Below are 22,634 nucleotides of genomic sequence, written 5' to 3'. Positions count from 1 at the left end.
ACTGGACAACGGCGGGTTCGGTCGACGCACCGGCCAGAATTGTCTATCCGTTGCTTGTGGGCGCTTGGCCAGGAATACGGTACACGACAGACTTGTACTTCGGCGTTACACGGCCTTCCACGATAACACCGCCGAGAGATTCGGCAATGCGGCGGCTGGGTCGGTTTTCCTCGGCAACCGGATACGTAAAGCTCTTACAGCCTATTGCGCGCGTTGCCCATTGTGCAACCAACGTTACAGCTTCACGGCCAAAGCCCTGCCGATGGCGATCTTCACGAATCCAGATGCCGAGTTCCGGAGCCTCGGTCCTTACGTGATGAAGCCCTGCCAATCCGAGAAAACTCCCGTCTGCGCGTTGACGCACCACGAAGACGTAGTCCGATCCGTCGTCTATCTTCGGTATCCAGGACCGCCAGACAACATTGAAATCATGTCGGGAAGCGGGTGGCTCCCAGCCCATGTAGCGGGTCAGCGAGGGGGTGATGCACATGAAAGCTTCGTCTGCATCGTCGGCCGAAAACGGCCTGATCGAGAGGCGCGCTGATTCAAGCCAAATATCCGTCTGTCGCTGCGCCATCGGCCGCCACCCTTTGAGCGTCGTCTATATGTCTACGATTGTCGAGAAATCAGAAACCTGCGTCGACTGTCGATTCATGGCTGTATGCATGGCCCGTACCGTAATCAGCCGTTGCGCCTCAGCGCCTCAAACGCCGGTTGAAAGAGCAACTTTCTGCTAAAGCTCTTCAAACGATTTTATTCCCGGCCGACGGACAAAAACAAAAGTTGTGCAATCCCCGATTGGGGCGAAACCTTGGCATCGCCATTGCGTGTTTGGACCAATTCCGCCTGAATCAGCGCTTTCATATGTCCTGTTCGGTCAAGAGCGTGACTTCATCCGCCGTGTGCGTCCGCCGCCCCCTTCGAGCGACTAAACTGGCCTTCGGTCTTTCGAGGGGGCTTCTCTCAAGCGAACCCCACCCCTCGATTTTTCGGCCTGCCGCTCCCTCGGGCGGCAGGCTCTTTTTCGTGGACCTCTTCAATATCAGGCAGTACGCGTGACGACTGCCGGCCTCATGCTCGGGTGAAAAGACGACCCGCTCCAGTTGCAAAACCGCATGACGCTTTCGAGGAAAGCATGCAACTACCGAACGTAGATAATTTCATCAAGGATTGGCAACACGGCGTCACCTACAACATCTGCGCCTATCGCAAACTTTCAGGGCAAGAGATGGCGCGCGCGATGCAAGTCTTCATTCAGCAACAGGGCAAGCGTCAACCGAAGCAAGGATCGGTTGTCAAGATTTTTTCTGTGATCGGCCTTGGGGACCCGTAGCCGAGGTGGTGTATCAGACACGTCCGCGATCGTGCGCGTGACGTCTCGCTGGGCAATAGCTCCGAAGCGCGCCGAGTGGGAGCACGCGCCGCCGTGTCGACGCCGCGGTCTAATCGAACATTGACAGCAGTTCTGCAATGTCCGCGTCAGGCAATCGCTTGGCGAGCATGTCCCAGAAGATCACGTCGCGCATTGCGCTGGCATCTTCGGCCGTTTTCCACTCGCGCGCACCAACAATGGAATTGGCCGTTTCGCGAGCTGCGGAAACAATTGTCTGAATGTCTTGTTTGTGCATGAATCCGTTAACGGTCACGCGTAGAGCTTATTTAGCCTGAGGCGCAATCGTTTGCTAAAAATTTTTTCCACCTCGACCCGGCCGCAAGACGATGCATGTGCGGTGAACGAGTTGAAGATAGCGCTCCACATGATACAAGCGCGTTCCGTGCGCAAGGAGACAGGAAACTCCTTACTCGAAAACCCGCGCGGATCGCGATGCCACGCCTGCTGAACACCGGCAGGCCGCGCACGCCGGAAAGACTGCCAGGCGGGCAGCCGGCGCGAATTCATAGCTCTGGTTGATCCGGAGGGAAATCGACACGCTCAACGCTCGTGCCCGGACCGATGCCGAACGCACCGACTCGTGATGACCAGGCTCCGCAGTGACGGGAGAGTCGGCTTGCGAGGGTGTCACATTGAACAAATGTGAAGGCGGTCGTTTCCTAGGACGTATCGTGTTGCTGCGTCCTCGGCAGATGGACAGTGCCGCCGACGGGCGACGACCTATATGGTCACCCATCTGCAAGCGCATGGCTTGACCGACCGGGCGTCATTCTAACGCTTCCGATGTGTTGCTCCACTTTGCGGCGGTTATCGGAAAGCTTCTGTCCGAGAAGACCAAACCTCGGGACGGCATGCGCGAGGCGCCGAGGCGCCCACTTCCCGATACGAATGGCAGACATTCGTGACAGTGCACCACACAACGTAGCCGATGCACTCAAGTGGGATAAACCTAACCAAGAATTCATTTCTCGCGATATATTTCGCCTGGTTTGGCCAATTCGCCAATATCGGACAGCAATAATTCCGCATCGCTGATAAATGAAGAATATATGCACTATACATTCCGTCTCGCTTCTGTTGAAAAGTGCACCGGCAATTTCGAAATATTACCCGCCTTCCGGGACGAATCAGACGCCCAGCAAGGCTGTGGACCGCCTGACCATTCCGTGTCGCAAACAGCCAACGTGTTGGCCAATTCAGCCATGAAATATTGTCGTCAGAATCAAACGTATAGCATGAGCCAATAAGAAAAAGACAGGGTCTTGGGGAGAAGACTTTGCAGACCACAAATTTCCGGGGAAAAATAAATGGATTTGGTACATACTCTGCCGCGCAATTCACGGCAAAGTGCCGTGCCGATGCAAACCAGCGCTCTGACACGCGTCGACATCGCACTGTTCAATGGTTTCGCATTGCCTAAGGTCGCTGCAATCATCGAGATTTTTCAGAAGGCTAACTCGCTCGCCGCGGCGCAGCGATCGGGCCGCGCACGCTACGACGTCTCGTTGCTGTCCGCCGCGGGTGGGCGCATTGCCAGTTCGTCATCGGTATTCGTCTGGACCGACGACGTCCAGTCGCACCGAGGCACGAACGAGTCACACCTGTTGTTCATTGCAGGCGGTCCGGGCGTGCAGCAGGCGTGTCGCGACGAGCGATTGAGTGACTGGCTGCGCCGCAGGCATCCGTTCAGCGAGATCGTGCATCCGATCGCGGAAGGGCAACTGCTGCTCGCGGCGGCCGGGCTACCTAGTCGCTACTGTCCGCTTCTTTATGGAGGCAGCGAAGCCCACGGCCTGCATCCGGCGCGATCGCTGACAGAAGCGCCGAGTGCCGTCATGACGGCGCTGCGCATCGTCGAAGAGGACCTCGGTGCGGATCTGGCACAACAGGTCGCCGGGTCGATCGCGCCTCAGCCGAAAGCGCCCTTCAACGCGTCGCTCACACTTGGCGCGACGCCCCAAATCAGCGAGAAAATCCTGGCGTCGGCGCGTTGGCTGGAAGCGAACGTCGATCGTCCCATCTCAATCGACGACGCGGCGCAGGTCGCGGCGATGAGCGAGCGCAACTTCCTGCGCCGCTTCAAGACTGAGATCGGCATCACACCCTCCGACTATCTGCTTCGCGCGCGTTTGAATATGAGTTGCCGGATGCTGGTCGAATCGCGTCTGCCCGTCGACAAGATCGCGCGCCGTTGCGGTATTGGCAGCGGCGGCCAGTTGTCGAAACTGTTCAGGAAATACCTGGCGACAACGCCGACTGATTACCGGATGCGCAACCAGGTGGCACCGTAAAAGTCTTACGCGAAGGTGCGGGGTCAACGGGACGCGATTCAATCGCTCCTCGCCGACGAACAGGTGCTGGCGTACGAGTCGCAGACCCGGCCAACAGACTGCGGGTCTTGCGAAGACGGGTCCGAGCAATCGCTTGACGGACGGCGCCCCTTGACTCTATCGGCCAAGATTGTGGTTCATTCAGCCGAGCTTTCGTTGCGCTAATAGAGCTTCAGTAACATTCAAACCTGTCGATTCGTTCTTCCCGCGCAAGGACGATCGCCCCAACCAACTGGCCATTCGATCACAAAGGTTCAATGGATGGCTTTTTATTCCGACGGTTTAACGTAGCGAGTGCATAGCAGTATGGGCGAGTTCATTCCAGAGTATCTGATCCGCGAACAGGCGGCGGTGGGTGCGCTCGTTCTGTTCGCCGTTATGCGCATTGTCTGCGCTGCCGTCGCCTTCGAGAAGGGATGGCGCATATCCGTCGTGCAAGCTTATTGCATTGCGATCGCAGCGCTTTACTGCCTTCCCCAGTTATTCGATTTGTTCGTGTACTCGTATGGAATGCAGGCCGCGACTGCGGCCGCGGAACTTGAGGGTAAAGCAGCCGGCTCCGCGATTGCACTCTTTTTCGCCCCCATTCTGAGTCACAGGCTCGGCTACGAATAGTTGCCCTTCAAGCTTCACGCCCTTCACGGCGTCTGCAACGTCCCGTCTTTCAATCGTGTCTGAGTCCACGTCGTAACGTTGTTCTCGCACGGATATTTTGCCGCCTCGGCTTCATCGAGCTCCACGCCGAGACCGGGTTTGTCATTCGCATAGACGTAGCCATCCCTGAACTCGGGAAGCCCTGGGAAAACGTCGAGCAACGCAGCCCGCGGACCTTTGAGGTCCTGGATCACGAAGTTGGGCGGCTCGGTGCCGGACCACTCCTGCACGCCGAAATTACGCGCGGCGAGATCGATATGGATATTCGCCGCATGCGCCATCGGCGACATGTCGCCCGGTCCGTGCCACGCCGTCCTTACGCCAAACTGCTCGGCGAAAATCTGCAGCTTGCGCCCGGCCGTGATGCCCCCGATCTGGCTCAAATGCACGCGAATATAGTCGACAAGACGTTCGGTGATCAGAAAGCGCCATTCGTACGGGTTATTGAATAGCTCACCCTGAGCCAGCGGCGTGGTGGTCTTCGCACGCAACTGCCGCATCCATTCGCCCTCTTCGAGCGCGATCGCATCTTCGAGAAAGAACAGATCGTATTGCTCCAGTTCGCACGCAAAGCGGATCGCTTCAACCGGTTTGAGACGTTCGTGCACGTCGTGGCACAACGCGACGTCGAAACCGATCTTGCTGCGAATGCCGTCGAACAGCTTGAGGGTTTCGCGCATGTACTTTCTGCTGTCCAGATACACACCGTCCGCCGAACCCGAAGGCGCACTCGACGGCGCCTTGCCATAGCCGCCCCCGCCATAGCCGCCGCTCTGACAGCGAATATGCGTGATGCCCTGCTCGCGATACTTCTGGATGTTCTCGCAAAGTTCATTGAGGTCGCGGCCGTCGGCATGCCGGTAAATCGGCACGCCTTCACGGCACTTGCCGCCGAACAACTGATACAAGGGCATATTGGCCTGCTTGCCCTTGATATCCCACAACGCCATATCAATGCCGGAGATCGCGTTGTTCTCGATCGGCCCATTGCGCCAGTAAGCGTTCTGATGCATCAATTGCCAGATTTCCTCGATCGCCTCGGCATCGCGTCCAATCAGCAGCGGCCGCAAATATTCCTCGATCAGACATTTGACCGCTACGTGGCGGTAAGCAAATGTCGCGCAGCCGAATCCGACCAGACCCGGCTGGCTGGTCTCCACCTTCACGACGATCAGGTTGATGCCTTCCGGCGCGGTCAGAATGACCTTTACATCGGTAATCAAAGTTGCCATTTTTCAGCCTGCCAGAAACGAATCAGAGAGAACCAGTCGGCACGGTCAGCGTATTACGTGCGATTCAACGAGAGCTGCGCTTCACGCTTCGCACGCTGATCGGAATGCGCGGGCACGGTCATCATCAGGATCACGGAGAGCAGCAGGCCGCCCGCCATGAAAATGTACGAAGCCGCCGGGCTGCCGGTCGCGCCGTTCAGATAGCCCACCACCCACGAGCCCGCGAAAGCACCGAGCGCGCCGCATGCGTTGATGAGACCGATCGCGCCGCCGAGCACGTTGCTCGGAATCAGCTCGGGCACCAGCGCGAAGAACGGACCGTACGGCGCGTACATCGTTGCGCCCGCCACGACCAGTAGCGCGAACGAGATCCAGAAATGCGATCCGCCGATCAGATACGACGCGACGAACGCTACCGTGCCCACCAGCAGCAACGGCCATACGAACAGCTTGCGATTGCGTGTCTTGTCCGAGAGCCACGAGGCGAGCAGCATGAGGATGATCGCCGCGAGGTACGGCACGGCGGCAAGCCAGCCGACCGAAACGATATCGATCGTGGACGCTGCCTTGAGGATCGACGGCAACCACATGATGAAGCCGTACACGCCGATGCTCCAGAGCGCGTGGATCGCGCAGAACTTCATCACGATCGACGAACGCAACGCCGTCTTGTAGTCGCGCACCGGCGCAATGTCGGCCTGCTCGGCTTTGAGGCGCGCGGTGAGTTCGGTCTTTTCGGCTTCGCTCATCCACGGCGCGTCGGCCGGACGATCCTTGACCGTGAACCACCACACCACCGCCCAGATGAGCGCCGGCGCACCTTCAATAACAAACATTTCACGCCAGCCGAAACTGCGCACCAGATAGCCCGATACCACCGACATCCACAAGACCGTCACCGGATTGCCGAGAATCAGGAAGGTGTTGGCGCGCGAGCGCTCGGTCCGGGTGAACCAGCGGCTGATGTACATCAGCATCGACGGCATGACGGCGGCTTCCACGACGCCGAGCGTGAAGCGCAGCACCATCAGCATCGGAATATTGCTGACCATGCCGGTTGCGGCCGCGCACAGTCCCCACAGAATCAGGCTGAAGAAGATCAGTTTCTTCACGCTGTTGCGCTGCGCGTAGATCGCGCCGGGCACCTGAAACAGACAATAGCCGAGAAAGAACAGCGAGCCGATCAGCGAGGACGTGCCGTGCGTGATCCCGAGATCCCTGTCGATCCCGGCTGCGGCGGCAAAGCCGTAATTGGCGCGATCGAGATAGGCGAGGCTGTATGTAATGAAGATGATGGGCATCAGATACCACCATCTTTGAGTTGCTACGGGCTTGACGCTTTCCATGATGTCTCCGGATCGGTACGGCGCATACAACGGTTGACTGCGCGCGAGTCGTTTATTTGTTCTGCTGTACTCGCGCGGACCTGCATTCAATAAAGTTTCAGAGTACGGCCAGCCATCCGCCGTCCACGTAAATGATCTGGCCGTTCACATAGCTCGACGCGGGCGACGCGAGAAAGACCGCCGTGCCGACGAGTTCTTCCGGTTTGCCCCAGCGTTGCGAGGGGTTGCTGCTTTTCACCCATGCGTCGAAAGCGGCGTTCTCGATCAGCGGTTTGTTCATGTCGGTGAGGATGTAGCCAGGGCCGATCGCGTTCGCCTGGATATCCGAGGCGGCCCACTCGGCGCTCATCGCGCGGGTCAGCATCTTGATGCCGCCCTTCGCCGCGGTGTAAGCGCCGACTGTCGCGCGGCCTGCTTCGCTCGTGAGCGAACCGATGTTGATGATCTTGCCGCCCGCGCCGCGCGCGATCATGCGTCGCGCAGCCTGCTTCGCGACGATGAAAGCGCTCGTCAGGTTGGTGTCGATCACGCGCTGCCAGTCGCTCAGTTCGAGATCGACGAGCGGCTTGCGAAACTGGATGCCCGCGTTATTCACGACAATGTCGATCTGCACGCCGTCTTTGTCCCACTGCGCGAAAGCCTCGGCGACAGCGGTCTCGTCGGTGACGTCGAATGCGCGACCCAGTGCCTGGTAACCGTTGCCGGCAAGTTTGCCGACCGACTCGGCAACCGTATCCGCACGCGTGCCGTTGAGCACGACGCGCGCGCCCGCCGCGGCCAGCCCCTCGGCCAGCGCAAAGCCAATGCCGCGTGCCGAACCGGTGACGAGCGCCGTGCGGCCGGTGAGATCGAATAGTTGGGTCATGCTGGATCCTCTGTGCAATCGGGAGAAAAGGCGCGAGTACGCCCATCGCGACGGCGCTGCACGTCGCGTTTCAAGTTCATGGGCTGGCTGTCCGCGAGAGAGGCTTGCGTCAGGCCGGTTGATCGTTGGCGGTGTCGTTCAATGCCGCGCGGTCTTCGAAATCCTGCTCAGCGCGTTTGATGAGCGTGAGTACGGCCTGTTCAGCGGCCTCCGGATCGCCCTGCTCGATCGCGATGCACAGCGCCTCGTGCATGGGCAGTGAACGGGCCGGACCACCGGCGATTTCCGAGCTGAGCTCGAAGCTCGTGCGCAGAATCGCCGACAGCGCGTTCTGCATCTGCTGGACGAACTGGTTGTGACAGGCCGCCAGGATCGCGCCGTGAAACGCGAGGTCGGCGGGAACGTATTCGCCGTGACCAGCCACCGCGCGCTCCATCGCCTTGAAGGCACGGCGCACCGCCACGCGATCTTCCGGCGTTGCGCGTTTGGCGGCGAGTTTGGCGGCGTTCGGTTCGATGATCAGGCGCAATTCCATCAGGTCTTCGATCAGACCCGGCTCGACCGTGCCGGCGCGCGCGCGCCAGGTGATCACGTCGGGATCGAACAGTTGCCACTGCGAGCGCGGCAGCACGATCGTGCCGTAGCGGCGGCGCACCTGCAGCATGCCCTTGGCCGAGAGCGACTTCATCGTCTCGCGGATGGTGATGCGGCTCACCTGCATCTGCTCGGCCAGAATCGGCTCGGCGGGAAGGATATCGCCGGGCATGAACTTGCCGGAACAGATCTGTTCGCCCATCTGGTTCAGGACCTGCCTATGTAGCGTCGCCACCATTCACTCTCTAGATCATACGTATGATGTAGAAGATAGACGTGTACCGGTTCCATCGCAACTAGGGATGACCCTCGGGGTGCGTTCCGCCATGACCTGCGCTTTTGACTCAATTTTAACTAACCAGTTAGAATATATTGGAATCGGAGATTCGGGACGAGTCACGAGCCTTCTATTGTTGTTCGCATTTGCGATGATTTTCTGGGGAAAACGACGTGTTACGCCGTAAGTTCTTATCGTCAATGGTCCTGATGGCTGCGGGCATCGCAGTCGCCAAGGCCCGTGTGATTTTCGGCGGCATGCCGTGGTTCAAGGATCCGGTAGTGCTGCCGGAGCCGGTGGTGGCGGACGGCTGGAAGTTCTTCACGGCTCAAGAGGTAGCCGCTGTCGAAGCAATCGCCGACCGGCTGATTCCGTCGGACGAATTGAGCATCGGCGGCAAGGAAGCGGGCTGCGCGCTCTTCATCGATCGCCAGTTGAGCGGCGACTACGGTCGTGCGGCCACGCAATACCGGCTGGGAGAATTCAAGCCGGGCACGCCGAGCCAGGGTCCACAGATCAAGGACACGCCCGCCGAGCGCTATCGCGCGGCCCTGAAGTCGCTCGACGACCACTGCAAGCAGAATTTCAGCGGCAAGCCCTTCAATGCGCTTTCGCCAGAGCAGCAGGATGGCCTTCTCAAACAGCTCGAAGCCGGCGCGCTCGCGCTCGGCAGAGTCGATTCGAAGGCCTTCTTCAATCTGGTTCTACAGAACGTGCGCGAAGGGTTCTTCGCCGATCCGATCTACGGCGGCAACAAGGACATGGCCGGCTGGAAGATGCTCGGCTTCCCCGGCGCGCAATACGATTTCCGCGACGTGATCGGTCGTCAGGGCGAATACCTGAAGATCATTCCGATCAGCCTCATCAGCCGCAAGAGCTGACGCGCGCGGATCCAATTGCATCACTGCATCACTGCACCCCACTGCAACAAGCGGAGAATTACATGGCACTCAAACGTGCTAAGGCCGACGCCGTCATCGTCGGTCTCGGCTGGGCCGGTTCGCTCATGGCGAACGAATTGACCCAGGCAGGTCTGAACGTGGTCGCGATCGAACGCGGAGCATGGCGCGATACCAGCAGCGATTTCCCCACCACGGTCGACACCGACGAACTGCGTTTCGCCACGCGCCGCGCGCTCATGCAGCCGCCCGCCGTCGAAACGCTGACGTTTCGCAACACGTCGGATCAGACCGCGCTGCCGCTGCGCGACTGGAACACCTACCAGTTCGGTATCGGCGTGGGCGGTGCCGGTACGCACTGGAATGGCATGACGTGGCGCTTCCTGCCGAACGACTTCCAGACCTATACGAACACGGTCGAGCGTTACGGCAAGAGCAAATTCCTCGAAGGCATGCAGGTGCAAGATTGGGGCGTGACGTACGCCGACCTCGAACCGTTCTACGACAAGTTCGAGCGCCTCGCCGGCACCTCGGGCCGTGCGGGCAACATTCAGGGCAAAATCCAGGAAGGCGGCAACCCGTTCGAAGGTCCGCGCAATCGCGACTATCCGTTGCCGCCGCTCGAACGCACGCGGGTCGCGACGATCTTCGATAAAGCTGCGCGCGAGCTCGGCTATCACCCATTTCCGGTGCCCGCGGGCAATACCTCAGGCGCGTATGTGAATCCGCTGGGCGTCCATATGGCGCCCTGCACGTATTGCGGCTACTGTGAGTTCTTCGGTTGCGGCAACTGGTCCAAGAGCAGCCCGCAGGCGTGCATCATGCCCGCGCTCATGCAGCGCAAGAATTTCAGCGTGATCACCGAATCCGAAGTGCTGCGCGTGAACCTCGCCGAAGACAGGAAAACGGCGACCGGTGTCACCTTCGTCGACCACGACAACAACGAGTGGGAGCAGCCCGCCGACATCGTCGTGATCTCGGCCTACCAGATGGACAACGTGCGCCTGATGCTCCTGTCGGGCATCGGCAAACCATATAACCGCGAAACCGGCGAAGGCGTGGTCGGACGCAACTACGCGTACCAGACCATCTCGGGCGCGTCGATTTTCTTCGAGAACGAGCGGCTCAATCCGTTCATCGGCGCGGGCGCACTCGCGCAGGCGATCGACGACTTCAACAGCGACAACTTCGACCACAGCAACCACGATTTCATCGGTGGTGGCGTGGCGCTCGTGCACTCGACCAATGGCCGGCCGATCGGTTTGAGCAACGGCGTGCCGCCCGGCACGCCGCGTTGGGGCAGCGAGTGGAAGAAGGCATATCAGCACGCTTACCAGAACTACAACTCGATCTACGTAATGGGCAACAGCTATCCGCATCGCGACGTGTATCTCGATCTCGACCCGGAGTACAAGGACCGTTTCGGCAGACCGCTATTGCGCGTGACGTTCGACTGGATCGAAAACGACAAGCGCTCGGCGAAATTCATGGCCGACAAGTCCGAAGAACTCGGCCACGCGATGGGCGCGAAAACCGTTGTGCGCAGCGAGCCGACCACCAGACCGTTCTCGCCGATGGACAATCTGTCCTCGCATACGACGGGCGGCGCGATCATCGGCGACGATCCCAAGACGAGCGCGCTCAATCGCTACCTGCAAAGCTGGGACGTGCATAACACCTTCGTGGTGGGCGCGTCCGCGTTCGCCAACAACGGCGGCTACAACCCGACCGGCACCGTCGGCGCCACCACGCTGTGGGCCGCAGAAGCGATCAAGTCGCAGTATCTGAAGTCGCCCGGCCCGCTGGTGAGGATCTGAACGTGCGCGCCAAGACATTCAGTTCATTCAGCGCGGTGGTGCTCGCCGCCGCGGCTTTCGTCGCGTGGGATCATGCGGGCGATGCGCACGCGCAGAACAACCCCAACGCGCAGAGCAACGCCGGCAGCCAAAGCGCGTTGAACGCGCCTTCGCCGAAGGCCGCGCCGCTTTCTTCCGCCGATTCGGACGCCGTCAAGCGCGGCCTGTACCTGGCGCGCGCCGGCGACTGTATCGCCTGCCACACGGCCGAGGGCGGCAAGCCCTTCGCAGGCGGCCTGCCGCTGGAAACGCCGTTCGGCAAGATCGTCGCGAGCAATATCACGCCCGACAAGGACACCGGCATCGGCACCTGGAGCGACGCGGAGTTCATTCGCGCCGTCAAGGAAGGACGCGGCAAGCACGGCGAATTCCTGTACCCTGCCATGCCCTATACGGCCTATGCGAAGGTCAGCGATCAGGATCTGCGCGATATCAAGGCGTATCTGGATACCGTCCCGCCTGTGAACAACAGGGTCGACGCGAATCAATTGCCCTTCCCGTTCAACATCCGCATGCTGATGCTCGGCTGGAATCTGCTGTTCTTCGACAAGACGCCGTTCAGGAATGACGACAGGCAGTCGGTGGAATGGAATCGTGGCGCCTATCTGGTCGAAGGGCTCGGTCATTGCGCGTCCTGTCACACCGCGAAGAACTTCCTCGGCGGCGACGAGGCCGCGTTGCAAGGCGGCTCGCTGCAGGGCTGGCACGCGCCTGAAATTACGGGCAATGCATACACGGGGCTCGGCAAGTGGTCGACGGATGACATCGTCGAATACCTGCATACAGGTGGCAACAATCGCAGTGTCGCGTCGGGCCCGATGGCCGAAGCGGTGACGAATTCGCTGCAACACCTGAGCACTTCAGACCTCCATGCAATGGGCGTGTACCTGAAGAGTTTGCCGGGGTCCGATCGCAAGCCAGCGGCAGCGCTTGCGGCAACCGACTCCACCATGACGCTCGGCCACTCGCTGTTCATGGCGAACTGCGCCGCGTGCCACCGTTCGTCAGGGCAAGGCGTGGCGGGCATGGTGTCGTCGCTCGCGGATAGCGCGGGTGTACAGGCACCCGATCCGACCAATATGCTGCGCACGATCCTGATCGGCAGCCGCGGCGCTGTGACGCAAAGCAACCCGACCGGCGCGGCCATGCCGAACTTCAGCTGGAAGCTGACGGACGGCGATATCGCGGCCATCTCGACGTATGTGCGCAATAGCTGGGGCAACGCGTCGGCGCCGGTCTCCGCCGACGATGTCAAGAAAGCCCGCAGCAGTCTCGGCGCACAATCGGCAATCGGTGTGGCGCAGAACCGCTAGCAGGTCACGCGCCTGTTCTTGCAATGTCAAAAGCCGGCGTGGTGTCACGCCGGCTTTTTTGCGTCGCGAGCCATTCAGCGCATTTCACAGGTCTGGCTGAAAGCCGAACAGGCTGCGAGGCGTCGTCCACAAGACGCGGCGGCGCGCGTCGGCATCGGGAATCAGACGCTGAAGCAGCGTCAGCAGCGGGGCATAATCCATCCGCACCGGCGAGCGCAGGAACGGCCAGTCCGAACCCCAGACGCAACGATCCGGTCCGAAGGTGCGAAGAAGTTGCCGCGCGAAAAACTGCGTATCTTCGTACGGATAGTCCAGCTGCGAAAACTTCTGCAGACCGGAAATCTTGACGACGGTGCGATCGGTATCGGCAAGACACAGCAGCGACTGGAAACCTGGCTGGTTGATACCGGCCGCCGGCTCCGGTCGACCGCAGTGGTCGATGAGCAACCGCGTCGCGGTTCGCGCGATCAGCGGCTCAAGTGCGACCAGTTGATCACCCGTCACCTGAATCTGCGCGAACATATCGAGGTCGGCCAGCATGCCGAAAAGCGGCTCGGCATGCTTCATCGCTTCGACGCCTTCCATTGCCGGATTGAAGGCGACGCCGACCACGCCCGCAGCCTTCATTTCCTGCAACGCCTGCCGGCTCACATCGTGGTCCACCACGGCAATGCCTCTGAAGCGATCTCCATGCTGCGCAATGGCGTCGAGCATGCAGCGATTGTCCGTGCGGTAGCCGCTCGTCGGCCCGACTAGCAACGCATGCTGCACGCCGCACGCATCCATCACGCGGGCAAACTGCGCAGCGGTGCCGATTTCCTGCATCGACGGCCGGTATGCGGTGTCGGCGCGATAAGGAAAGCGTGCGGGATCGAAGACATGGTTGTGACAGTCGATCTTCTCTTCGTCGAAGATATTCATTGACGAGACTCTCTGAAAATTGCGCGGTCGCGGCGTACCGCTTCGAACATACCTTGCGTGCTTTTATACGCGAGTTCGAGCCGTTCGTTCGCAGGCAGCGACGGCAACGGCATTTCCACGCTCATGGCCGTGCCGGCAGGCAGCGCGTCCAGCAGATCGCCAAGCGGCAAGGCCCCCTGCCCGGGCGGCAAGCGGCCGGTGCGCGCCTCGAGAATCGTCGCTTCGTCACCGACGGGATCGTTTTGCGACGCGTCGCAAAGCTGTACCGCTTGCAGCATTCCCGGCGGCAGCGCCCGGATGTCCGCCGCACTGCCGCCCGAGCGCGCGAGATGCAACGCATCGATGAGAATCGCGAGATTTGCACTGCCCGCGCGCTCGACAATCGAGCGTGCCTCACCCAGCGTGCCGACGTGGCGCCAGCGCATGAACTCAAGATCGACGCGCAAACCATATCGCGCGGCAAGTTCGCACAAGGCCGCGACGTTGGCGGCCAGCCGCGCTGCGTCGGGGTCGTCGCCGGAAATCGTCACGCAGGCCGCGCCCAGATCGGCGGCTGCATCGAACATGGGCGCATAGGACGCCACATCGATCTGGGGCAACACCGGAATGAACTCCACGTCCTGCACTCTCATGCCTTCGTCGGCGAGAACGCGTTTGAGTGCACGATGCGCTTCGCTACCCACCACGGACGGATAGGCGATCGCACCTGGCGACGTGGGGTTGGACCTGAGCCCCACCGCGTCGAAGCCCGCGCGCCGCGCTTGCACGACCCACTCCAGCGGAGCCAGCTCCAGCGCCGTGAGATGCGCGACCGCAAGCTTTGGCGCTACTGTGGAAGCGTTCAATATGTCGCCCTCCCGCCAGTCAGATCGAAAGTAAAGCCGCTCGTGAAGCTGCATTCGGGACTGGCGATCCAGCTGACCATCGCGCCGACCTCTTCGATTTGCAGGAAGCGGCCCATCGGAATCTTGGCTTTGCTTGCCTCGATATGCGCGTCGGACATCTCTTTGAACAGCTCGGTTTCGACCATTGCCGGCGCGACGCAGTTGATCAGCACGTTGTCCTTCGCCAGTTCCTTCGCCGCGGCCTTGGTGAATGCGATGACACCCGCTTTCGCCGCCGAGTACCCGGAGATGAACTGTACCCCCTCCTTACCCGCGATCGACGCCACGTTGACAATGCGGCCGCCGCCGCGTGCGCGCATATGCGGAATGGCGGCACGGCAACAGTAAAACACGCTGTTCAGATCCACGGCGATCACACGTTCCCACGCATCCACGGGATATTCCCAGCACGGCGCGACCGGCCCGTTGATTCCCGCGTTATTCACGAGAATATCGACTTGCCTCAACGTGTCGAGCGTGGCCGCGAATGCTTGTTCGACCGAGCCGATCGAGGCGACATCCACCTGCTGCACATGGTCCGGCGTGAAGCCGAGCCGTTGCGGGTTGCAGTCGCTCACATCGAGGTCCCATACCGCCACGCGCGCGCCATCCGCTTTCAGCTTTTGCGCGATACCGAGGCCAATGCCACGCGCGGCGCCCGTGACGATGGCCACTTTTCCGTCGAGAGAGCGAGTCATATCCGGTTACTTCCTTTCGTTAAGAGATGATGTTCTTGAATTCGATGCGCTTGATATCGCCGACCACGAAGATGTACGACAGCGCGCCGACCAGCGTGACGGTCGAAATGAAGGCGAGCGCGTAGACGAACGACCCCGTCGCGTTGACGATCAGGCCGATCACGAGCGGCGTGACGATGCCCGCCGCGTTGGCGAACAGATTGAAGATGCCGCCGCTCAGACCCAGCAATCCTTTAGGCGCGATGTCGGAGACGATCATCCAGGCGAGCGCCGACATGCCTTGAGCGAAGTAGGCGACACACAGAATCGCGATGACCATGGCGGTCGATTCGACATAGTTGGCGAGGACAATGCTCGACGCCGCCAGCAGACCAGCGATGACCGGCAGCTTGCGCGACCAGTTCAACGAGATGCCACGGCGCAGCATGGCGTCGGAAATCCAGCCGCCCGCAAGCGTTCCCACCGATGCGGCGATGAAAGGCAGCACCGCGATCAGCCCAACCTTGAGCCACGGCATATGACGCTCGGTCACGAGGTAAGTCGGGAACCACGTCAGAAAGAACACGTTGGTCGAGTTGCAGGCGAACTGACCGATGCAGATGCCAAACATACTGCGCCGCTTGAGCAGCGCGCCGATATCGGACCAGCGGAAGTTCGTGGCCTTCTGGCTGCCGTCGACCACGCCGCCGCCTTGGGCGATGTAGTCGAGCTCGGCCCGATTCGCGTTCTTCGACTGATGCGGCTCATGAAAGCGCATCAACCAGATGCCGCCGAATAGCACCCCGACCGTGCCGACGATACCGAACAGCGCGCGCCATCCATAGCGTTGTTCCAGCCAGAACAACAACGGACTCAGGAACGCCAGCCCCACGTATTCCGCGAACGTATAGATACCGGTCGCTCTAGCGCGCTCGCTCTGCGGAAACCAGATCGCCACGACGCGGCTATTGGTCGGAAAACACGGCGCTTCGGCAATGCCGATCAGAAGACGCATAATCAACAGCGACACGAAGCCGGTCGCCAGGCCCTGCAAACCCGTGAACAGCGACCAGAGCGTGAGCGCGAAGAAATAGGTCCAGCGGGTGCCGACGCGGTCCAGCATCACGCCGCCGGGGATCTGCGACGCGGTATAGGTCCACGAAAACGCTGAAAAGATCACGCCCATCAAGGCCGGATTGAGGCCGAGTTCGTGACTCATGCTCGGCGCGGCAATGCCGGCGACGCTGCGATCCAGATAGTTGATCATCGTGCCGACCGCCAGCAGCGCGAGGATGCCGAAGCGGGCGCGGGTTCGCCGCGCGGTCGTGGCGACGTCGATTGTCGCGGCGCCTGACTGAGTTGCGTGGTTCATGGTGTCTCCATCCTGTCTGCTTTCTGGCGCGGCGCGCGTTGCCGGTCCAACCGGTGCGCGTTACGCGATGCGGAAGTCGGGCTCCCGTTGAGCAGATACTAGATAGGTGACGCGCGCTTGTCGTATGCCGAGTTTCAGCTACCCTATAACTTTTGGTTAAGATCTCCGGATACGTGTTCTGGAGGATCCATGCGGTTCAAGCTGAGGCAAATGGAAGTGTTTCGCGCGGTCATGCTGACCGGGTCGATCAACGCGGCGGCGAAGATGCTCTACGTGTCCCAGCCCGCGGTCAGCAAACTGGTTTCCCACACGGAAACCACGCTGGGACTGCGCCTCTTCGAACGCACAAAGGGGCGGCTCATCCCGACGGCGGAAGCGCAGGCGCTCTTCAGGGAAGTGGAGCAGGTCTATCAGGCGGCGCTAAGCGTCGATGAATTCGCGCGGGCGTTGGCGCTCGGGCCGGCGAGCCTGTTGCGGGTGTCGTGCAGTCCGTCGTTGGCGACCTCGATCGTCGCGCCCGCGATCGTCGAGTTGAAGCGGCAGTTGCCGGCGCTGAGCGTGGACTGGCACACCACGCTGATGGCCGACATGCCGCTCGAAGTCCTGAGCAAGGCCGTCGACGTAGCCATAACGTCAATGCCGATCGAACATGAACATCTCGACGTGGTGCCGTTCATGCGTGGCAGGATGGTCTGCGTGGTGCCGCCCGGTCACCGCCTCGCCGCAGCCGAACCCATTGCACTCAGCGAATTGATCGGCGAGCCGATGGTTCTGTTTCGGCGCGACATTCCGTTCGGCACGATGATCGCGCGCGCGTGCCAGCAAGCCAATGTGGAACTGGAATCCGTGGTGGACGTTACGCGCGCCGATCAGGCGCTGGCGCTCGTCAAGGGCGGTCTCGGGCTCGCCATTGTCGACGAGTTCGCCGCGGAGGCACAGGGTTTGATCATCCGCCCGCTGGTCGAGGAACTCGAACTCGTCTCGACGTTTGTCTATTCGAAGTTCTCTCCCCCATCGCGCAACACCGCACTGTTGATGCACGCGGTCTACCAGCAGGCGCAGCGGATCGACCGGCATATTCATGGTGTGTCGCTGCCGGAGTGAGGCCGCAATGGCAGCGCGCTGAAGCGACCATTCCGCCGGCTACAGCGTGGCGGTCACCCCGCCGTCCACGTAGAGGATGTGTCCGTTCACGAAGTTCGACGCGTCGCTCGCGAGAAAGACCGCTGCACCGACGAGATCTTCCACATCGCCCCAGCGGCGCGACGGCGTGCGTCCAGTCAGCCACTTGCTGAAGGTCTCGTCGTTGACCAGCGCTTCGGTCAATTCGGTCTTGAAGTAACCGGGCCCGAGACCATTCACCTGAATGCCGTACTGCCCCCAGTCGATTGCCATGCCCTTGGTCAGCATCTTCACGGCGCCCTTGCTCGCGGTGTAGGCGGCAATGTTGGGACGGCCCAGCTCGCTTTGCACCGAACAGATATTGATGATCTTGCCGCGTTTGCGCTCGATCATATGCCGCGCCACCGCCTGGCCGACCAGGAACACACTGTCGACGTTGGTCTTCATCAGCTCCTGCCACTGCTCGTGGGAAAACTGTTCGAGCGGCGCGCGGCGCTGCATGCCGGCGTTGTTGACGAGAATGTCGATTGCGCCGATCTCGCGTTCGATACCGCCGATCGCCTTTTCCACATCGTCAGCCGATGTCACATCGAAACTGGCGGCATGGACCGTGGCGCCCTCATCGCGCAAACGGCTTACCGCCTCTGCGAGCCTCGCCACGTTACGGCCGTTCAGAATGAGTTCAGCGCCCGCGCCGGCCAACCCTTTTGCGAGCGCGTAGCCGATGCCGGTACTCGACCCGGTGACCAGAGCACGCCGCCCCGTCAGATCAAACATGTTCAGATTGCTATTCAACTCAACTTCTCCTCGACTCTAATTCGCCCGATTCCCATCGTACATTAGCGGGTGCGTTCAGCCATTGCATCACCGCTTCCATGCTCCTCGCGCTGTCATGCAGAGCACAGAGACGCAGCACGCCGGCTTCACCCTCCGGTGACTCGAGGTTCTCGAACTGATCCGCGACCAATGTCGCGGGAAATTCATGATCGGGCCGCCCCGCCACGCGAGCAATCGCCTCGGCCAGAGAAATGTCGAGAAACACGAATCGCAGTCCGGCGACACGCGCGCGCAGATGCTCGCGGTAACGGCGCTTCAACGCGGAACAGGACAGCACTGCCGCACCTTGAATCTCATCCAGTCGAGCAGCAAGGCGATCAAGCCACGGCTCGCGGTCGCTGTCGCACAAGGCGACACCGCGGCACATCTTGTCGCGGCTTTCCGCCGAATGATGCTCGTCTCCCTCGATGAAGACGCCCTCCAGCGCGACGGCCAGCTTGCGCGCGAACGTCGACTTGCCCGAGCCCGACACGCCCATCACCACTATCTTATCTGTCACGTTGCACAATCCAGCTACGTTCTCACGGCAGACGATCGATCGGATCGCGCCAGTCATTCAACAGGCAACGGTGCGCCGATGAAAGTGCACCGCTGCCTCGCACGCCTTTCAGTGTCAGGACACCGGGGTAAACTTGAGCTGGTCGATCGGCGTGACCTTGTCAGTGCGGGTCAGGCCGTAGGGCGTCTTCGGTCCGAGCCACTTGTTGAAAATCGCGCTCATCTCGCCGCTCTGTTCCATCGACGCCAGCGCCTTGTTGACCGCGCCCAGCATGGCCGGCTCGTTCTGCCGCAAGCCTACCGCGATCGGCTCGATCAGCATCGGCTCCGCCGCGATCGACACCGCGCCGTCCGTGCCGTCCACCTGCTTCGCGATCTTCGTGGCGGTCATCTGATTGGTCACGAAGCCCCTGACCTTGTTTTGCTCGAGTGCCAGAAATGCCGAACTGGTGTCGTGAAACGTCACCGCCTGGCCGTCCTTGATCGAAATCGGAATCGACTGCGCGGATGTCGAGCCGTCGGCGGCACTGATCTTCTGCCCCGTGAAATCGGCCAGCTTCTTGCTGGCGTCGGCTTTCTTCACGACCAGGACTTCCTTGGTGGAGTAGTACGAGTCGCTGAAGGCGATTTGCGTCGCGCGGGTCTTGGTATAGGCCAGGTTCGCCACCACGATGTCGACGCGCCCGAGCTTCAGTTGCGGAATGCGCGCTTCCACCGCGAGCGGCTCCAGCTTCGCCTTCACGCCCAGTTGTTTCGCCACGGCATTGCACAGGTCTACGTCCATGCCTTCGAGCTGACGCGTCTGCGCATTCGGATACGAGAACGGCTCGACATTCGAATACACGCCACAACTCAATTCGCCGCGACTCTTGATGTCGGCCAGTTGATCAGCATGAGCCGAGGCAACCGATGCGACCGCACCGCCTACCACCGCCATCCCCGCGAAAATTCTCTTTACCTGCATCGTGATGCTCCTGAAGTGTATGTGTAAAGCAACTCATTGCTGATCAAAGGTGCGCAATACGGACCGCGGTGGCAAACCGCTTGCCTCAATGCGTGCGAAGGTCGGACAGGAACCGCTGCGCGCGTGCGTGTTTCGGATGCAGGAAGAACTCTTCCGGCTCCGCTGTTTCGAGAATCTTCCCGGCGTCCATGAACCACACACGATCGGCGACTTCGCGTGCAAAGCCCATCTCATGCGTGACGCACATCATGGTCATGCCTTCCTGCGCGAGGCTCTTCATCACGTTCAATACTTCGCCGACCATCTCGGGGTCGAGCGCGCTGGTCGGTTCGTCGAACAGCATGGCCGGCGGATCCATCGCCAGTGCCCGCGCAATCGCGACACGTTGCTGCTGGCCACCGGACAATTGCGGTGGAAATGCCTTGGCCTTGTTCGACAGACCGACACGCGAGAGCAAATCCGCGGCCTTGCGTTCCGCCTCGGCACGCTTGAGGCCGTTCACACGCATTGGCGAAAGCGTGATGTTGTCCAGCACGGAGAGATGCGGAAACAGGTTGAACTGCTGAAACACGAAACCGACACGGCTGCGGTAAGCGTTCAATCCGAGCTTCTTGTCGTGGATATCCTGACCGTCGAAAAAGATCTGGCCGCGATTGATTTCCTCAAGCCGGTTGACGGTGCGAATCAACGTCGACTTACCCGAACCAGACGGGCCGCACACCACCACGACTTCACCTTTGTGAACTTCGGCGTTCACGTCCACGAGAGCGTGATATTCGCCGTACCATTTGTTGACGCTGGAAAACTTGATCATGCGAATTACCTCGAAGTGATTGAACGCCTAGTTCTCGCTGGGCAGCGGATCGGCGAGCGCGACCGTGTCGGCTTTCCGGGTCTTCGCCGCGACACCGGCGCGCTTGCGGGTCACGCGCCGCTCCAGACACTGCGCAAGCTGCGTGAGCGCATAACAGAGGGCGAAGTAGCTCAAGGCGAGAATCAGATAGACGGGAAACGGCTTGGTCAGCAACCGGTTGTTGATCTGATCCGCGGCGAAGGAGATTTCCTGCACGTTGATGATGTAGCCGAGCGACGTTTCCTTGATGGTCGAGACGAACTGCGTGACCATGCTCGGCACCACGTTGTAGAGCGCCTGCGGCAGGATGACCGCGCGCATGGTCTTCATGTAACTCATGCCGAGCGCGCGCGACGCTTCCGCCTGCCCTTTCGGCAACCCCTCGATGCCGGCACGGATGATCTCGCCGAGATACGCGGAGTCGTAGATCACGAGCGCGCACAGCATCGTGACGAAGCCGGTGACCGGATATCCGGTCAGCACCGGCACGAGAAAATACACCCAGAAGATCACCATCAGCAGCGGAATGCCGCGCACCATGTAGACGAGCCCGGTGGCCGGCGCCCGCAAGAAACGGTACGGACTGATCCGCGCGAGAGCGACCAGAATCCCCAACGGAAAAGCAATGACCAGTGCGCACAGCGACAGCAGTATCGTCAGCACGATGCCGCCTAGCGGCCCGTGCGGATACTGCCCGATCAGCAGCAGCGTCCAGTTGTCGCGCAGGATGTCGAACATGTCACTTCACTCCCGGAATGCGGTAGTGCATCGCGATCCTCGCACCGCCCAGCATGATGACGAGGGACAGGCCGAGATACATCACCGTGGCGACGAAATACGATTCAAAAGACAGGAAGGTTTCGTTTTCGATTTGCCGGGTCACATACGTCAGTTCGGCCGCGCCGATCGCCATGGCGAGACTCGTATTCTTGAACAGCAATACCGCGTGATTGACCATCGGCGGAATCGCATTGCGCAGCGCTTGCGGCAACACGACGAAACGCATGCCGTTGAGGAAGTTCAGACCCAACGCACGCGAGGCTTCATACTGACCGTAGGGAATCGCACGCAGTCCGCTTCGGATGTCTTCGGAGAGATAAGCCGCGCTGCACAGTCCGATCGCGATCACCGCGAAAATGAACTGCCCGTTGTAGTGGTTCAGCAGCGCCTGCAGCGACTCCGGCAAGATGTTCGAAATGCCGAAGTACCAGAACAGGATCTGGACCAGCATCGGCACATTGCGATGGTATGCAACGAACGTCGCGACAAAGGCGGTCGCGAGACGATTGTTGGTGAGGCGGATCAGCGTGAGAAGAATGCCCACCACCAGCGAGAGAGCCCACGCCAGTGCCGCCATCGCGAGTGTCAGCTCGATGCCGTGCAGGAACAGCGCCCCATAGTCGCCCTGCAGCACTGTCGCCAGATCAAAATGAAGTTTCATATTGCGCATCCCAATGATTCGGATCGAAGCGATGAACGCCGTCTGACTCGACCTGGCGCGCCATCGATATCCCTGCGGAGGTCGTGGTCGACTCCCGTGTTGAATTGATACTAGCTCGCAAAAAAAGGCCGTTGCAGAGGCCTTTCTTCTGGCGCAATAAGTTTCGGGAATGATGAATCGAGAGGGCCGACGGTTGCCGGACAGACGTGGTTCAGCATGGTGTTTGTCTCCTGTTCGCGACGCCTCTTGGGACGCCTCGTCGGTGGATGCGCGCCTCTTTGGGCGCGCACGATTGCTTGTGAAACG

Annotated in this window: 23 protein-coding genes; 7 read left to right on the top strand and 16 right to left on the bottom strand. The window is 60.6% G+C overall.

Annotated elements, in window-relative coordinates; genetic code table 11:
• Positions 1 to 43: 43 nt before the first annotated feature.
• Positions 44 to 577 carry a GNAT family N-acetyltransferase gene (locus AC57B1_RS24495; protein ID WP_496418955.1) on the bottom strand — a complete coding sequence of 178 codons (534 nt, stop codon included), beginning with the start codon at positions 575 to 577 and terminating at the stop codon, positions 44 to 46.
• A gap of 558 nt (positions 578 to 1,135) precedes the next feature.
• Here AC57B1_RS24495 and AC57B1_RS24490 point away from each other — a divergent pair.
• On the top strand, positions 1,136 to 1,333 hold the full coding sequence (locus AC57B1_RS24490; RefSeq protein WP_408351737.1) for a hypothetical protein: 198 nt from the start codon (positions 1,136 to 1,138) through the stop codon (positions 1,331 to 1,333).
• A 109-nt stretch (positions 1,334 to 1,442) separates the two neighbouring features.
• Here the strand turns inward: AC57B1_RS24490 and AC57B1_RS24485 are convergent, their stop codons facing one another.
• Positions 1,443 to 1,628, bottom strand: coding sequence for a hypothetical protein (locus tag AC57B1_RS24485; protein ID WP_091803709.1), 186 nt, complete (start codon positions 1,626 to 1,628; stop codon positions 1,443 to 1,445).
• 1,072 nt (positions 1,629 to 2,700) lie between these two features.
• Between AC57B1_RS24485 and AC57B1_RS24480 the strand changes: the two genes are divergently transcribed.
• Both AC57B1_RS24480 and AC57B1_RS24475 read left to right on the top strand, forming a co-directional pair.
• Entirely contained in the window at positions 2,701 to 3,684 is a 984-nt protein-coding gene (locus AC57B1_RS24480) for a GlxA family transcriptional regulator (RefSeq protein WP_408351740.1), read from the top strand.
• 345 nt (positions 3,685 to 4,029) lie between these two features.
• Positions 4,030 to 4,338 (top strand): hypothetical protein, encoded by a 309-nt coding sequence (locus AC57B1_RS24475; RefSeq protein WP_408351743.1) that lies wholly within the window; start codon positions 4,030 to 4,032, stop codon positions 4,336 to 4,338.
• 23 nt (positions 4,339 to 4,361) lie between these two features.
• Here AC57B1_RS24475 and AC57B1_RS24470 read toward each other — a convergent pair whose 3' ends face one another.
• The 4 genes from AC57B1_RS24470 to AC57B1_RS24455 form a co-directional block, all read right to left on the bottom strand.
• Positions 4,362 to 5,609: an enolase C-terminal domain-like protein gene (locus AC57B1_RS24470; protein WP_496418954.1), complete on the bottom strand. Its 1,248-nt coding sequence runs from the start codon at positions 5,607 to 5,609 to the stop codon at positions 4,362 to 4,364.
• 53 nt (positions 5,610 to 5,662) lie between these two features.
• Entirely contained in the window at positions 5,663 to 6,955 is a 1,293-nt protein-coding gene (locus AC57B1_RS24465; protein ID WP_408351749.1) for an MFS transporter, read from the bottom strand.
• A 97-nt stretch (positions 6,956 to 7,052) separates the two neighbouring features.
• Entirely contained in the window at positions 7,053 to 7,820 is a 768-nt protein-coding gene (locus AC57B1_RS24460; protein WP_496418953.1) for an SDR family oxidoreductase, read from the bottom strand.
• A 109-nt stretch (positions 7,821 to 7,929) separates the two neighbouring features.
• The gene (locus AC57B1_RS24455) at positions 7,930 to 8,652 is read right to left on the bottom strand and encodes a FadR/GntR family transcriptional regulator (protein WP_286162109.1); all 723 of its coding nucleotides are present in this window, start codon (positions 8,650 to 8,652) and stop codon (positions 7,930 to 7,932) included.
• Between the two features lie 212 nt (positions 8,653 to 8,864).
• On the opposite strand from AC57B1_RS24455, the gene AC57B1_RS24450 reads away from it, so the two are divergent.
• The 3 genes from AC57B1_RS24450 (at position 8,865) to AC57B1_RS24440 (ending at position 12,759) form a co-directional block, all read left to right on the top strand.
• Positions 8,865 to 9,572, top strand: a complete 708-nt coding sequence (locus AC57B1_RS24450; protein WP_496418952.1) for a gluconate 2-dehydrogenase subunit 3 family protein — start codon at positions 8,865 to 8,867, stop codon at positions 9,570 to 9,572.
• 62 nt (positions 9,573 to 9,634) lie between these two features.
• Positions 9,635 to 11,407 carry a GMC family oxidoreductase gene (locus tag AC57B1_RS24445; RefSeq protein WP_496418951.1) on the top strand — a complete coding sequence of 591 codons (1,773 nt, stop codon included), beginning with the start codon at positions 9,635 to 9,637 and terminating at the stop codon, positions 11,405 to 11,407.
• A gap of 2 nt (positions 11,408 to 11,409) precedes the next feature.
• A complete protein-coding gene (locus tag AC57B1_RS24440) occupies positions 11,410 to 12,759 on the top strand; it encodes a c-type cytochrome (protein WP_496418950.1) in 1,350 nt (449 codons plus the stop codon).
• 84 nt (positions 12,760 to 12,843) lie between these two features.
• Here AC57B1_RS24440 and AC57B1_RS24435 read toward each other — a convergent pair whose 3' ends face one another.
• From AC57B1_RS24435 to AC57B1_RS24420, 4 genes are read right to left on the bottom strand one after another with little or no spacing between them, the layout of a single operon-like run.
• The gene (locus tag AC57B1_RS24435) at positions 12,844 to 13,680 is read right to left on the bottom strand and encodes an amidohydrolase family protein (protein WP_496418949.1); all 837 of its coding nucleotides are present in this window, start codon (positions 13,678 to 13,680) and stop codon (positions 12,844 to 12,846) included.
• Positions 13,677 to 14,525 carry a sugar phosphate isomerase/epimerase family protein gene (locus AC57B1_RS24430; RefSeq protein ID WP_496418948.1) on the bottom strand — a complete coding sequence of 283 codons (849 nt, stop codon included), beginning with the start codon at positions 14,523 to 14,525 and terminating at the stop codon, positions 13,677 to 13,679. Before AC57B1_RS24430 ends, AC57B1_RS24435 begins: the two co-directional genes overlap by 4 nt.
• Positions 14,522 to 15,262 (bottom strand): SDR family NAD(P)-dependent oxidoreductase, encoded by a 741-nt coding sequence (locus tag AC57B1_RS24425; RefSeq protein WP_496418947.1) that lies wholly within the window; start codon positions 15,260 to 15,262, stop codon positions 14,522 to 14,524. The genes AC57B1_RS24430 and AC57B1_RS24425 overlap by 4 nt, the downstream gene beginning before the upstream one ends.
• 19 nt (positions 15,263 to 15,281) lie before the next feature.
• Entirely contained in the window at positions 15,282 to 16,613 is a 1,332-nt protein-coding gene (locus AC57B1_RS24420; protein ID WP_408351773.1) for an MFS transporter, read from the bottom strand.
• Positions 16,614 to 16,802: 189 nt separating this feature from the next.
• On the opposite strand from AC57B1_RS24420, the gene AC57B1_RS24415 reads away from it, so the two are divergent.
• Positions 16,803 to 17,717 (top strand): LysR family transcriptional regulator, encoded by a 915-nt coding sequence (locus AC57B1_RS24415; RefSeq protein WP_496418946.1) that lies wholly within the window; start codon positions 16,803 to 16,805, stop codon positions 17,715 to 17,717.
• Between the two features lie 39 nt (positions 17,718 to 17,756).
• Here the strand turns inward: AC57B1_RS24415 and AC57B1_RS24410 are convergent, their stop codons facing one another.
• The 6 genes from AC57B1_RS24410 to AC57B1_RS24385 all read right to left on the bottom strand — a co-directional run bounded on the left by AC57B1_RS24410 (position 17,757) and on the right by AC57B1_RS24385 (position 22,328).
• A complete protein-coding gene (locus tag AC57B1_RS24410) occupies positions 17,757 to 18,512 on the bottom strand; it encodes a glucose 1-dehydrogenase (protein WP_496419320.1) in 756 nt (251 codons plus the stop codon).
• Positions 18,513 to 18,531: 19 nt separating this feature from the next.
• Positions 18,532 to 19,071 (bottom strand): gluconokinase, encoded by a 540-nt coding sequence (locus tag AC57B1_RS24405; protein ID WP_408351779.1) that lies wholly within the window; start codon positions 19,069 to 19,071, stop codon positions 18,532 to 18,534.
• Positions 19,072 to 19,185: 114 nt separating this feature from the next.
• Positions 19,186 to 20,034, bottom strand: coding sequence for a transporter substrate-binding domain-containing protein (locus tag AC57B1_RS24400; protein ID WP_496418945.1), 849 nt, complete (start codon positions 20,032 to 20,034; stop codon positions 19,186 to 19,188).
• An 85-nt stretch (positions 20,035 to 20,119) separates the two neighbouring features.
• Positions 20,120 to 20,848 carry an amino acid ABC transporter ATP-binding protein gene (locus AC57B1_RS24395; RefSeq protein ID WP_496418944.1) on the bottom strand — a complete coding sequence of 243 codons (729 nt, stop codon included), beginning with the start codon at positions 20,846 to 20,848 and terminating at the stop codon, positions 20,120 to 20,122.
• Between the two features lie 27 nt (positions 20,849 to 20,875).
• Positions 20,876 to 21,625: an amino acid ABC transporter permease gene (locus AC57B1_RS24390; RefSeq protein ID WP_496418943.1), complete on the bottom strand. Its 750-nt coding sequence runs from the start codon at positions 21,623 to 21,625 to the stop codon at positions 20,876 to 20,878.
• Position 21,626: 1 nt separating this feature from the next.
• A complete protein-coding gene (locus tag AC57B1_RS24385; RefSeq protein ID WP_091808912.1) occupies positions 21,627 to 22,328 on the bottom strand; it encodes an amino acid ABC transporter permease in 702 nt (233 codons plus the stop codon).
• Between the last annotated feature and the right edge of the window lie 306 nt (positions 22,329 to 22,634).

The sequence above is a fragment of the Paraburkholderia sp. BGA-UO-ETr-F21 genome (assembly GCF_059567925.1).
The sequence above is the reverse complement of the archived record's forward strand: the minus strand, read 5'-3'. Positions and strand labels throughout refer to the sequence as shown.